This is a genomic window from Pseudoalteromonas sp. MMG033, assembly GCF_057197785.1.
On the sequence record NZ_CM170070.1, the window covers coordinates 4,777,805 to 4,792,254 of the forward strand.

Here is a 14,450-nt window from a genome sequence, read left to right on the forward strand (position 1 = left end):
AAAATGTGGCTTAATTTATAAGTATCCCAGTGGCACTTGTAATTAAATTACTCTACCCTTTCGAGTAATGCCTGCATACAAGAATAGGTGGATGTCACAAATTTAAAAATCCAGCAGCAAATATTCGGATAAGTTGAAGCTGGATTATCAAACACTTTACAGTATAGAAACAGAACCGAAAATACTATTTACTTCGGCTTTATGACGCTCTGCATAGTGTAGAGATGGTGAAATATACATAACCATATACAATCTGTCATTTTTAACAGCAACAAGTGCGTCAACCGATTTTTTCAAACCACCTTCAAGGAAATAAGAAAGTTCGATTCTGAAGCCAACATCTTCGCCAATCATTTGCGGTGCCATACTCTCCGTGCTCACGTTGATTGAACCATCAAGCCTATTTTTCAATGACGTTTTTACAAACTCTTCGAGTTCATTTGGCAACATGCCCGCATTAAAAGAAGGTAACGGTAGCTCTTTGTTAGAAGACTTAAATATAGTTTCTCCATCCGCAATATTACCGATGATGTATAACCCATTTAAAGCTAAGCCATCTTTAGTCCATAATTGAGATTTTTTATGTGGGTTACCATTGACTTTATTCCAACTTGTGGTTGGTGTCAGTGTTATACCATGAATAGTTGCAGACTGCGGCTTAACCAGCTTAAACGCAGCGCATGAAGTTAGTGTCAGTAAGAACAGTGCTAATGCAATGTGTTTCATTTTACTATCCCAAAGTTTTAATGTAGTAAGCTACCATTGCTTTATCCTTAGCATCCGGTACCAATTCTAAATATTTTTCAAAATGTGCTTTAGCCGTACTGTTTTCCTTAACTTTTAAGTACAGGTAAGCTAGGTGTTTATGTGTTGTTTTCGGATAACCTGCGTGAGTCAGAGCTGTCTTATAGTGGGTTATCGCCTCTTTTATATCTTGCTCTTTTCCTCGTTTTCTTGATAATTCACCATAAAAATAGTGGATCAAAGATAACGGGTAACCCATCTCTTTATGACGCTCTAGCAACACTTCTGTCTGCTCCTGCTCTTGAAGCGCAATATGGTTTTTCATCAAACGCTCATAATGAACGCTGACTACGGCTTGTAATCTTGACCCATTATTATCCTCACTCTTCACTTTAGGCAGTGTTAGTGCGTGAGATTCAAGGTATTTATTACGCTCTTCTGAAGCTGGGTGGCTTGCAAAAAATGTAGAACGCGACTCTTTTGATTTGTCCGAGTTTCTTTCTTCAAGAATGTTACCCCACAACAAACTCGCCTCAAGCGGGTCAAACCCTGCCTTGTGCATCAGCTCAGCACCCATAATATCAGCCTCTTTTTCATGCTTACGGCTAAAAGCCGCACCAGAACCTAAATTAGCAAGGGTAGCCAAACCATATACGCCCGTTACGGCTGCAATTCCTATATCAAGAATGACATTGGCTGCGGCTGTGCTTTGCGCTTGTCGCCATTGATCAATTTGGTGCGTACGCAAAAAGTGTGCTATCTCGTGACCAAGTATGGCAGCGAGTTGGCTTTCATTCTCTACACGTAACAACAAACCAGTCCAAACATGCATCATGCCGTTTGGATACATTGCAGCATTAAAGTGTGGATTATCAATAATATAAATACGAATTGATGAACAATATTCTCCAGCTATCTTACATACCATATTCGAAACATAGTTATTTAATTCCTTGTCTCGAATAAGATAAGGAGAACTTTTGACATCTGCCTCCAGTTGATTAACCTTGTACCAAAACCCGCCTTCATCTGAAGACCAATCCGGTTCATAGTTCACGTCAATAGTAGGCGAATATGTTAGCTGAGAATGAGCATTACAAATCGGTACTATGACTACAACAAGAAAAACAAATAAAAGCGTATTCTTCATGTGTTATTCCGCGCTAGGAAATCCGTCTAATAAATTCTGTACAGATCTTTGTGCTGACTTTTCTTTTCTTAAGTCACCTGTGGTACTAAACAAACGGTTAAACCACACAACATCTCCAGACTCAAGATCTACCAGTGATGCAAAACCAATTTGGCTTCCACCTGATGCACCTAAAAGAACCTGCATTGCTACTCGACCTGCTGACGCATAGCTATCACGCATAAATAAAAACAACGCATAATCTGCGCCTGTTTCTTGACGAAGTGTTTGCGCGTCATTACCTAATGTCCAGTCAAAATCCTTACCTTTAGATGGCAGCTTTTGAGGCCCAAGGTGATGTACTAGAATTGAATAGCCAACCGATTCGTGTAATTTGGATAATTGATAGCTAATAGCGTTTGGATCAGTATTATCTGATTCGAAAGGCACAATATCCGCGTTATGCTTTTCCATCACTCTTGACGCTGCAACATTCATATGCTTTTTAGCACTTTCAGTCCAATCTGCTTTCGTTTCTAATGCGCCTAGTGCTGTTAATTCCGCTAATTCAACATCAATGGGCATCAACAGGATTTTTGATTTATCTAATTTTTCACCAGCTTCGCTACTACTATTTAATGTAGATTTTGCGGCGTAGTTTGACGTGTGTGCACACCCTTGCAAAAGCAATAATGAAAGCACAGTTAAAGTAGCTAAAATATTACCTTTCATCTTTCTTCCCAATAGAATAAAGGCTGGAAAATATACCAAATTGGGGACAAATGCAATTTTCTGTAAGAAAATGTCAGAAAAAGATTTAAAAAATAAATTTATTAATATTTACAATAAAAACAATAACCTAACAAAACCTCAATTCCTAAATAGTTGGACTTCTGACCTTTTGCGTGTTCTGATCAAAAAACATAATGCAACCCAAGCCACCTTGAGAAGTCAAAGTGGCTTAATTTGTAAGTCCCCTAATGACACTTATAATTAAATTACTCTATCCTTTCGAGTAACTCGTTAATGTGCCTGCGAACTGGCGATACTACATCTGATTGATTTGCTAAAATTACCACGACATATCCCGTATCTAAATGAATATCAAGACGTGCATCAACTCCTAGATAAGCGCCACCATGACCAACAATACGATTACCAGACTGGCCACCAATCGAAAAACCGTAGCCATACCATTTTGCCGAATTGTAGGCAGACTTCTCACTGTAAGCTTGCTCGGTTAGTTCCTTATTGAGTAATTTATAATTTGTCAGTGCAAGTGCAAAGCGATGTAAATCTTTACTTGTCGAAAATCCACCACCAGCAGGGCTGCCTTTTACAGCGCGAGTATAAGTACTATTCACCCAATTATCACTGTGCATGCGCTTCAAATAACCCGTTGCTAATCTCGGTGTAGTTGAATCTAACTCAAAACTGCCAGAGTCAGTCATATTGGCCTGATCGTAAATGTATTTTTGAACAAAGTCGTAGTATGACAACCCACTGGCTTTTTCAATCACAAGGCCAAGCATCAACATCCCTGAGTTACTATAGCGGTTACGTGAACCTGGAGAAAAGTGCAGTGTCGCCCCCGCTATGAGTGGTTTATAACTTTCTAAGTCTCGGTATAACTCTTTGTTGCTATCATTAAATTCATCATTGAAAAAGTTACCCAGCCCTGAAGTATGCGTCATTAAGTGACGCACAGTGATTTGATCAACCTCTCCTTCAGGCAACCAACTGCGGTCGACATAATCAACAAGTTTGTCGTCCAACTTTAATTTACCTTGCTCAACTAGCTTTAAAGCAGCCAATGCCGTAAACATCTTATTTATTGAACCAAGCGCAAACCGAGTATCTAATGTGTTTTTAACTCGCCACTCTTTGTTTGCAAAACCAACAGCTTGGTTAAAAATGACCTTTTCTCCTTTTGCAACCAATACCACGCCAGAAAAAGCATCATTGTTACCCAAACGCTCCATCAAGATGGCAAGCTCACTCGCAACTTTTTGGTCCGAGAGTCCCGCTGTCGTTTTCTCTTTGGCTGGCGAGTCACGTAGATAGAAATAGTTCATGCCGTAAGGCTTTTGTGCTTCTCGATTAATCATCAACGTATAAGTAAGCTGATGATTTTCTGACTTCACTAACAGGCGTTCGTTGTTATTTTTCTCAGAGAGCTCCTTAATTAGCGTTAGCTTGCCATGCGTATTTTGTATATTTAAAAATGCACCAACGTGCGCTTCAATGCCATAGGTTTGAATACGACTTTGTGACATGTTTTTTAACAGATAGTCCTTTGCGTCATGCCTGTCACCTTTATTAAATAACTGTAAGAACGAATTAGACAGCGCTTCCTTGGCCAACAATTGACCGGAGAAAACCAAAAGAAGTAGAAGTATTAAACTTTTCAAAGCAAATCCTTTATTATTATTGATGAATATTCCCTGCCTTTATGAAGGCCAGCAAGCAATTAATCTACATCAATAATCAAATAAAAAACATGACTTTACATATAAAATTTCAAACAGAGAATTAAACAAAAAAATATAACCCTTTTTTCAGACATTGGGGTCAGCAGCCTAAAAACTTAAAATACAACCTTAATTCACCCCGATATGTTTAAAAGATACGATGATGCTTGATGAACTTTGAAGAGTGAAAAAAGGGGGTTATATTAACTTTGGTAACAACCTAAGAAATATAACTCCCTACTTGTTAAATTTTCCTATATTGAAAGACAAAGGACTTTGAGCAACTTAAAGTCCTATTTAAAACCTAAACATGGCTCCATAAAAGCCTCTCACCAATAGGTTGTGATTAAAGCTAATGCAACTTTAATCAACCATGTTTACTTTATATCAATGGATGAAAGCCCATGTAAGTAGACTTTCTCCGTTTCCATAAGTGTATCTAAAAGCTGACGTTTAATAGTACTACCACTTAGATAAATATTTAAAAATCTATCTATGTTTTCTAGCCCTTGAAGGTCGCTCAACGTATTACTTTCTAAATTTAGGTACCTTAAATTACTATTATCAGGAATGATTAGCTCTGTCATTGGTATTGCTCGAGCCGTTAAACCACTCAAGGTGGCTGGTATATCTATAGATGCAATATTTGTTAAGCTAATATCTAGACTCGTTACCGTACCAAATGGCGTTAAATCTAACTCTGATAACGACGTATTTGAAACGTCCAAACCAGAACCTAATTTGCCAGAACCAGAGAGCCTGGTCAGCGCATTTTTCGATAAGTTCAAGTTATGGAATTGAGCGCCCTCAGGTATTGAAAATGATGTTAGCTGGTTATCCGATAGATCTAGGTTTACGATCTCCCCTGAAATATCAGCCTGCGTTAGCTGATTTCCTGAAAGGGACAAAGAAGTCACCTTTGAATCATAATGTATCGACACAGTCTCCAATAAGTTGTTTTCTGCATAGACACTACTCGGCGTACCCAAAACAATCAGTTCAGTCAGCAAATTATTATTTACATCTATCCTTGTATTATTAGAGTTAGCCGGAATGACCAATCGTTCAATTTTATTTGCTTGCAGTGAAAAATTGCCATCAAATGCATTTTCATTGTCTGGCAACATAACACTCTTGAGTGTGCCTTGCCATGCTGACACGCTTTGCAAATCCTGATGTTGAGACAAATCCAAATACGTTAGGGAGTTTTTTACTAGGTCCAAAAACTGTAAATTTGGCATCATCTCAGCACTGAGCTCTGTCAATGGCGTCTCTGATAGATTTGCGAACGTAACACCTGAAACATTAGCAAAATTCATTGTATGTAACTGAGACCTATCCGCTTTAAAGCTTTTTAACCTCGGCGCTTTTGATATATCTATTTCTTTTAACCTCGAAACAGCCAACTCTAATCTAGTTAGGTTATCAAACCCAGTTAAATCCAAGGTTTCAAAATGTGTTCTATCTAAATAAGCAGAATCAAGGATATGCTCCGCTGTGACACCCGTAATATTTTGCAGCGAAGAGCTACTCCCATTTAAACTATACAGCGCTTTATTATTTGATAAATCCAGCGAGCTAATTTTTGAATAACTCACATCTAAATATCTTAATCCCGTTAACCCCGATACATCGATTTCTGCCAGCCCGGTAAGCGACAAGGACAACTTTCGCAAGGTTGGGGTATTTGGCAAAGTTATGCTTGCCAAAGGCATATACTTAGTCTCTAAGGTTACTAGATTCGTGAGTTGTGATAAATCTAACTCGAGGTCGCCAAATGTGTTATCTGAGGAATTCGTATCCCAACTGATAGACTGTAAATTCGTTAAACCTGCTAACCTTCGAGCACCTTCTTTACTAATCGTGACCCCTATAAAATTAAGCTGAGTTAGATATGTCAGCTTTTCTATCCCTTCCAAGTTGGTCATCTCACCAAGATCTAACCCACCACGCTGGCAAAACAGTGCATTTTGATACTCAACATACTCGTTGAACGATTTATTTATACAGTGGCTTATCACCTTATCCTTGATACCTAACCTTTGCGAGTTTGAGTCTGGAATTGATGCCGCGGTCATCTGTAATGAACATGACTCTGTTAACGTATCCGATAAAAAAGACACATAACCACTACTTATCTCTTCAGGTCGTGTAATACCACATCCAGAAAATGAATCCGCGTAATGACCTTGCATTGGCCGTGCAATCCTCACCTCTAATTGCGTACCATATTTCAGTTGACCAGAAATTAAGTTATGTTTGGGCTCAAGTATTTCAGGTATGTCCAGTGAGACAGCGACATGTGGTACTTGGAAAAACAGCTTAGTTTGCATATCCTGCGCACAGGTACCCTGACTCAGCTGGCAGAGTGTAAGACCTTCTGATGAAACCTCAATCAAACGATAAGATAACACCTCATCATCTGTCGTGATTTCCAATTCACCTTGTGACAGCTCAACAGCTGACGCGGGATATACACCATCAAAAGTAACTGAAAGTTCTCCGCGCCAATTGCTGAGGAAATTCCAAGTGCGGACTTTGCCTGCTTTTTTCTCATAATAGGTTGTATTTGAGACATGGTGAGTCTCAATTCCCTGAGAAACATTGTCACTGCTGTCAATATTGATCGCTTTGAAAACATGCTGATCATTTATTTCGTCAACAAAACGAATATAAGCAGTTTGCCCATTCAACGCGATAATGTGATATTGCCCAATAACACGCTCCGTACATTCATAGCGCGTTGTATCACATAAATGCTCAAACTTTCCTCTATTCGAATTGTAGCCTGCAGAAACCCTGAGCGTATTGCCATCAAGTACCGCAGATGCAGCCCCATTAAGCAGACCATTTCGGACTTCGCCATCAGCAAAAAGGTAAAAAGCACTCAGCTCATGATTGCTAACAGGCCACATCCCAGCTATGTCTGATAAACTAATTGCTTGCTCTTGTTGTTTGATAAACGACCATGCACCGCTTCTCAGCCAGCTCGGCTTTTGCCCATCATTGCTTTCAACCAACTCATTTGCCAAAAACGTATAAACTGTATCCGCCTTTTTGATCAGCTGTAGCGAAGAAAATGCGCCCGTTTCATCCGTGATTTCAAGCTTATCATCAGCGCTGATAGCCCAATTGATATAAACTTGTTCCTCTCCACCAACACGATTTAATGTGGTGAGTGTCCCCGTACTGTCGGCATTTAAAATGAGTTGATACCAATTAAGGGAGGTATCAAAATTAAAATACCACTGACCTACAAGCTCACTGCTTTCAATTTCAGTCACTGGCTGCTGCGATGCTAACGCAACCGCGGTACAAACCGTGCTCTCAAATTGGAAGATGGCATCTACTGAACCATCCGATTTGGCACCGTACCAGCACGCGGTTGTGCCGTTAACATCGTACTCAAGTGAAGATTTAGCTGCATAAAAATCCTCGCCATTGACGCGAGTTTGAACGTAATCATAAAATATAAATTGGTAATTAGATAACCCTAAACTTTCAACATTGAAGCCAACTTGCTTATCTAGTCCGTAATATGTGCCTGCATTGCCGGAGTCAATTGTATAGAACCAACTATCCATCAATTCAGACGGTGTTGCATCTACTAATACAGCGCTTTGCGTATGCATAGCTTTAGGAACAAACTCAGCCTTAATCTCACAAGCAGTGGTAGGATTTGTGATTTCATATATGACGTGATCACCAACGGTTTTTAGCTCCCCGGCACACCCTGAAATCGAGTCAAGAATATACCCATCCACTTCTTCGATAAAAACAGCAAAGTGCTCTCTAAAGTAGAACTTATCTGTCGAAGTAATCAGTCGCCCTTCACCTGTTTGTGTCACAACGACGTCAAGCTCTGGCTTGATAAACGTGAAGTCCAGTATTGTACCGTTTGTACAAGTGCTTTCTTGGGCATAGAGACACATTGAAATCGCATTGTCAGACTCATATATGATCTCCATATATGAAATCTCACCGCTCGGATACGCTTCAAGCTTCAGCCTCTGGTTTTCTATCGAAGACTTGTAAACAGTGTCATCCAATGCAATTGAGTCGAAACAGCCTTCATTTGATGAGCAAAAATACTGGCTACTCAACTGCGAGACCTCATTGCCTCTTACAGAATATAAATTGGTTTGGGCAGAAAAAAGTTGCTCAACTTTATTGGTACTAAACAAGGTTTGAGTAAACTCACCGTGCTGCCACGTGTGATCAGATAGCGTATAAAACTGTATCTCTGTCGGTTTGTCTGACACGGTGTGCTTGTCTCTATGATATGAAACAGCAATGGTATTACCCACCTGAGCCAAGAGTTTAAAGTGATGCGTTGTTGAAATCTCACACCCAATAAACTCAACATCACAATATTCAGTTTTAAGGTCATTTAATGCATATTCAAATCGTTTTAAAACGCCCTCATCATTATTACCTTGAATATGACGGTGCCATCTAAAGTTAAAGTTATCCTGCTCATCCACATAAAATGCAGAGTGTGACTTGTTACTGTGTGTTTTTCGCCATGTTTTTTGATAGTCAATTTCAGTAAAGTTAACAGTTTGATGCTTAACAAAAGTGCCTTGCTGATATACCGCACCGTGATATACAACACTTTGATAGCCCAAGTTAAACGCTCTTATCAAGCTGATTTTAAAACTCTGCAACCCATCATCAATTTCAATATTGCCTTGGCTTAAACGCCACTCACCTTGACGAGTCCCAAAACCTTCGCTTATCTCGACAATGCCATTTTCACTGAATGTCAGGTCGACAATAAAATGCTCATTCGTAGTCGCAAAGTCTAAGCTCCACGTACCTATAAGCATCTCCTCAGTTACTGCTGGTAAATCATCTTTTGCAAATAACTCAGCGACTGTCGAATACTGCCCTGACGGTAGCTCATCTAATGGTTGAGATAAATCAAATTCAACTTGTACTGCTAGAGACTGTTGATTTCGTTCATAATGTTTAATCGAGAATGATGAAGTGTAAAAGCCAATGTGTTGTTCTAATCCTGCATTTTTTACCAATAACTCTTCATTGAGATCGACGCGCGTATTGATGCCATTTTGTTGCCAATTGAAAAAGATGCGTTTGCCTGACAGGGTTAAAAAGCCGGTATTATTTTCATTAAAATCTAAATGAACATTCAGGCCATCGAAAAACTGTGTTTCGGCCAAAATATATTCGCCTTCTGGCAAAAACGCTGTGCTCTCAACCAAGGTCTCATCATTGAGTATATCGCTCTCAATTTGAGTAAATAACTCTGGATACTTTGCTTGCAAGCGCGCTATTAACAGCTCGGTTAATTCAAAGTTTTGAACAAGTTCAAGTGTTGTTGCACTTTCTTCAGGCAATTGAATTCCGTGATCAATGATTGCTTTAAGCATCACCGCAATCGTTAATTTTTGTTGTGACGAAATTCGTGATTTTGCCTCATTTAGCTCATCATCATTGCTATAGCCATTTAGATCTTGACCTAAAAGTGCATATTCTGCTGTCGTTACATTCGTAATATTGACATCAAACAGCTCCAGCGCAGTGACAATTTTATCAGCACCAGCTTGCTCCGCAATAAAACCGACAGAGTTCAACTGAGAAACCAATACCACATTACTTTGATCATCAACCCCTGTTGCCGTTAATGTCGCTAACTCCGAGGTATACGCCTCATCGACATCGACTTCTAAAGCATAATCACCATTTTCATCTGCAATCGCTGTCCATAGCCCAGTACCGACCTCAAAATCAACTTTAGCATGTGCAATTGGCGCATCAGTGACCTTACCTGCAAGCGTAAAAGTTACTGTCAAAGGCTCTATTGAGATCAGCTTAGAGACACTGGTGCTATCACCTTGATTATCAGTCACTGTATAGGTAAATAAGACTTCATGTGATGATTGAATATCGGGGCTTGTCACCGTTAAAGTGCTACTATTTTCACCCGCAAGAACTAAGGCCAGTGCTGAATTGTGAGTCCAAAGATGCTCTACAACCTCGCCATCAACGTCATCTGCCACGCCAATTAACTCAAATGCTTGGCGCTCAACAGGGATTTCATCAATTTGAATAGAGGCCTCTGGTGGGACGTTATCACGCGCATTGATAAAAACAACATGTTCATCAGTCGCAGAAGTGCCATCTTGAAGCAATAACTCAACTAAAAAAGTTACTTTTTGACTTTCTATTATATCGGGAGATATCACCGTTAATGTCGATGAATCATCACCTGAGATGTTTAGCTCAATATCGGCGTCATATGACCAAGTGATACGTGCATCAGCACCGACATTAGTATTAAAAGTGAGTTTAAACGCTTCCTGCTCATCAATATGCGTCACACCATAAATATCAACTTGGGGTGCTGGCTTTATTGTTTCATGCCCACTATTCCCTTCTTGAGGGCCGGCTGAATCCTCCTCCTCTCCTGCTCCCCCGCATGCAGCTATGCTTAATAAAAAAATAATTGAAATAAATGCTCTAAAAAAAGCGTTAGATCGCCTAAAAGAAATCAACAGACATCACTCCCTAATTTAAAAATCGACTAAATAAGATCAACTACTTGTCGGTCTGCAAAATAAAATCCGGGCAATGCTATATTAAAAAGGAAAAAACAAAAACATATAAATCATAAACTTACAAAAATAAAACCTATAAAAAAGATAAAGTTAACAAAACCTTGAGATTAATTTTTATTGCGAATATATATTCACCAACTTCATCATTTTAAATTCATTTAATACGCTTGAAATTTGATATAAACATGGCTAAAAGGACATATTAAATTAACAACTGAAGCGTTGACTTAGCGACTTTGATAATCTGACCTATACGGCAAAACCAGAAACCCTTAGCTGGTTAGGATTTCTTATAATCGAATAGTACTTGTTAGCTTGATTGACTCCTTGCATTCCTCACAGCCGCTATTTAAGTAAAACGCTGTTGCATTTACACACCAGACTTATCAAGAGAATAAACATCAGTTGACCGCATACCTATTCACAAACTAGATAAAATATTCTAAAGTACGCTCACTTTCGTCACTGAGATTCATATGCTTAAGCACTTATCACACATCTTTGTTATTGCTGCTGTGTTAGTCGCCTTTGTTGGCCAGTCGCTCGCATATAATTTCGTGATGTCTTATGAACAAGACTCAGTACTTGTTTCAGATATGCATACCCCTGCTTCAAACTCTTTAGACACTGCCAAACAAAACGCGCAAAGTGAAGATGACTGTTGTGAGGTTGACTGCTGTGAAGATGAATGTATTTGTCCAGCAAATGCCTGTATGACTTTCGCCTATGTGAAACCAGACAATCAATCAGTATCATTATCTAAATACCATCACTTGGCACATACTATTGCCCATCAGCACCCGATTGACATGAAAGATTTACTCTTTCGTCCCCCTATTTTTACCTCTTAAGGATCAGTGCGCCTGTAATTCGCACATTTTTTAAAATTCATTTTATTTATACGCATTGTGCGTATCGCTTTTGCATGTTTAGAGGTAAAAATGCTTAACACCTATTCTACTATCGCCATCTCTGCGATGCTCCTGCCGTTTGTATCATATGCAGGTGAGCATCATCATGAAGACAGCCATGGCGATCATCACCACGACCATAACAATAATCAGGTTGAAAAAATCCAAGTTACTGCATCTAGACTTGGCCGTATCGTTACAGAATCAGCCACACGCACCGAAGTCATCAATGCAGAAGAGGTGCAAGAAAAAGCCCTGATGAGACCGGGCAACATTTCAATGCTCGTCGCCGAAACAGGAGGAGTCAGAGTACAAAATACATCACCGGCGCTCGGCAGTGCCAATATTAGATTACAAGGATTATACGGCCGTTATACCCAGCTATTAAGCGACGGCTTACCTTTATACGGCGGCCAAAGTGCGTCAATCGGGTTACTTCAGATCCCACCAACTGATCTGGCCAATGTCGAAATCATCAAAGGGTCGGCATCGTCGCTCTATGGTGGCTCGGCACTGGGTGGCGTGATCAATTTAATATCGCGCACCCCCTCAGACCAATTTGAAGGGGAAGTTTTATTTAATGCGACCTCTAAAGATGGTCAAGACATCACTGCTTATGTCGCTTCGCCAGTAACAGAAGCACTCAGTACATCTATCACTGCAGGGGCGCACCATCAAGCAGCAAAAGACCTTGATAATGACGGCTGGGTAGATATGGCTGCTTACAACCGAGCGACTATGCGACCTCGACTTTATTGGTCCAGTGACAGTGGTGCAAACTTATATGCCACATTTGGTGCCATGACTGAGCAGCGTACAGCGGGAACTCTTGAAGGCGCACTCATGCCTGACGGACAACCCTATATTCAGGCACAAGATACCACTAGGCTCGACAGCGGTTTTATCTTTGAGCAACCATTAGACGACGTACTCAACCTCAATGTCCGAGGTTCTGTCATGCATCAAGATCACGACCATCAATATGGCCAAATACTAGAAAACGACACGCATGAAAGCTACCTGCTTGAAACGAGTTTATCTGGCTATACGGACGATGCAGCTTGGCTTGTGGGCATTGCGCATCAAAGCGATGCGTTTTCATCAGAAAGTTACCCTGACTTTAACTACCAATTTGAAGTTCCGGGCCTATTTTCACAATTAGACTACGACATCACCCAAGATGTCGCGATGTCACTCAGTGCCCGAGCGGACTGGCACAGTGAATATGGCACGCAATTCAGTCCACGCATTTCTGTACTCTACAACCCAAGTGATTGGACGGTACGTGGCTCATACGGCAAAGGATTCTATGCCCCCACGCCCTTTATCGAAGACATTGATGATACGGGCCTTTCACGACTCGCTCCTATGACAGATTTAGAAGCTGAGCGCGCAACGACCGCATCCATTGATCTTGGCTATACGTTCAATGGCATCGAAGCCAGCATGACCTTATTTGCTTCTGATGTGGATAACGTCACAGAGCTTGAAATGCTAGATAGTGCTAATACGCTTTCAGGTAAAACGGTGCGTATTGTGAATGCGCTTGGGCAAAGTGAAATTCGCGGCACTGAGTTGTTACTGCGTTATCGTTGGCATGACATTAAATTGACCGCCAGCTACTTATATACAGATGCCAGTAAAGCAACATCGACAGGTTTTGGTCGCGAACCTCTTGCTTTGACACCAAGACACTCCGCTGGTGCGGTGATCATGTGGGAAGAACATGGTAGTCATTTAGTTGGGTTTGAAGCCTATTATACTGGCACGCAAAAGCTAGAAAACAATCCCTATCTGGACAACAGCAACCCATATTGGCACCTTGGACTGCTGGGCCAAATCACGCTGGGCAATGTCAGTTGGTTTTTAAATGCTGAAAACTTACTGAATATCCGTCAAACCAAAGACTACTCACTCTTACTGCCGCAACAGGCAAAAAGTGGACGCTGGACAACTGATATTTGGTCTCGCAATGACGGATTTACCGTCAATGCAGGAGTCAGAGTCACGTTTGGTTAAAGCGCTTTAGTAAAAAATAAGGGAAATAGGCTGAACTCTATTTCCCCATTTCACCTACTTGGAGGATGACGAGCGTAGGTAGTAGATTGTGAATTACTAGACGCGGGTAAATTCCATCTTCCAGTTCACTTCCCATGTTTCGCCATCATCTTTAGAAAATGCTTGCTGCCAAGTTGGCATATCCGGGTTCGTTGAGTCCCATACAAATCTGACCTTAACAGCCACACCATTGTAGGTTTCATCAGCATAAAAACGCCCTACGCCATCCGTGAACTGTCCTACAACTGGGGTATCCATTGCGCCAGGGTTTCTCCCATCAAGCCACCAAATAGACCACTCATTGGTCTCACTGTTGTAAGAGCGAACTGCTTTTGCTCTTATTGACTCACTTGGCATGTGCAAATGATTATCTTCGACATTACCAAACCCACCCAGTGTTTTCACTGTGGATGATTGGCCATCAAATTCAATCCATTCTTGCGAGCCATTTAAAATATCTTTTAAACGACGGTGTTTTACTTGCCACTCGCCAATAATAAAATCGAAATCCTTTGGTTCATTGTGCTCACGTGTTTGAAGCATGGGTCTTCCTGTT

General features: G+C 40.5%; 8 protein-coding genes. 2 read left to right on the top strand and 6 right to left on the bottom strand.

Annotated elements, in window-relative coordinates:
* Positions 1-156: 156 nt before the first annotated feature.
* The 5 genes from AC2CZC_RS20730 to AC2CZC_RS20750 all read right to left on the bottom strand — a co-directional run bounded on the left by AC2CZC_RS20730 (position 157) and on the right by AC2CZC_RS20750 (position 10,862).
* Entirely contained in the window at positions 157-726 is a 570-nt protein-coding gene (locus AC2CZC_RS20730) for a hypothetical protein (RefSeq protein WP_484583241.1), read from the bottom strand.
* 4 nt (positions 727-730) lie between these two features.
* Positions 731-1,894, bottom strand: coding sequence for a M48 family metalloprotease (locus AC2CZC_RS20735; protein WP_484583242.1), 1,164 nt, complete (start codon positions 1,892-1,894; stop codon positions 731-733).
* A gap of 3 nt (positions 1,895-1,897) precedes the next feature.
* Positions 1,898-2,605, bottom strand: a complete 708-nt coding sequence (locus AC2CZC_RS20740; protein WP_484583243.1) for a hypothetical protein — start codon at positions 2,603-2,605, stop codon at positions 1,898-1,900.
* Positions 2,606-2,871: 266 nt separating this feature from the next.
* Entirely contained in the window at positions 2,872-4,284 is a 1,413-nt protein-coding gene (locus tag AC2CZC_RS20745; protein ID WP_484583244.1) for a serine hydrolase domain-containing protein, read from the bottom strand.
* A 437-nt stretch (positions 4,285-4,721) separates the two neighbouring features.
* The gene (locus AC2CZC_RS20750) at positions 4,722-10,862 is read right to left on the bottom strand and encodes a leucine-rich repeat domain-containing protein (RefSeq protein WP_484583245.1); all 6,141 of its coding nucleotides are present in this window, start codon (positions 10,860-10,862) and stop codon (positions 4,722-4,724) included.
* Between the two features lie 539 nt (positions 10,863-11,401).
* Between AC2CZC_RS20750 and AC2CZC_RS20755 the strand changes: the two genes are divergently transcribed.
* Both AC2CZC_RS20755 and AC2CZC_RS20760 read left to right on the top strand, forming a co-directional pair.
* A complete protein-coding gene (locus AC2CZC_RS20755) occupies positions 11,402-11,776 on the top strand; it encodes a hypothetical protein (RefSeq protein WP_484583246.1) in 375 nt (124 codons plus the stop codon).
* A 90-nt stretch (positions 11,777-11,866) separates the two neighbouring features.
* Positions 11,867-13,855 (top strand): TonB-dependent receptor plug domain-containing protein, encoded by a 1,989-nt coding sequence (locus AC2CZC_RS20760; RefSeq protein WP_484583247.1) that lies wholly within the window; start codon positions 11,867-11,869, stop codon positions 13,853-13,855.
* 96 nt (positions 13,856-13,951) lie between these two features.
* Here the strand turns inward: AC2CZC_RS20760 and AC2CZC_RS20765 are convergent, their stop codons facing one another.
* Positions 13,952-14,437: a DUF1579 domain-containing protein gene (locus AC2CZC_RS20765; RefSeq protein WP_484583248.1), complete on the bottom strand. Its 486-nt coding sequence runs from the start codon at positions 14,435-14,437 to the stop codon at positions 13,952-13,954.
* Positions 14,438-14,450: the final 13 nt, after the last annotated feature.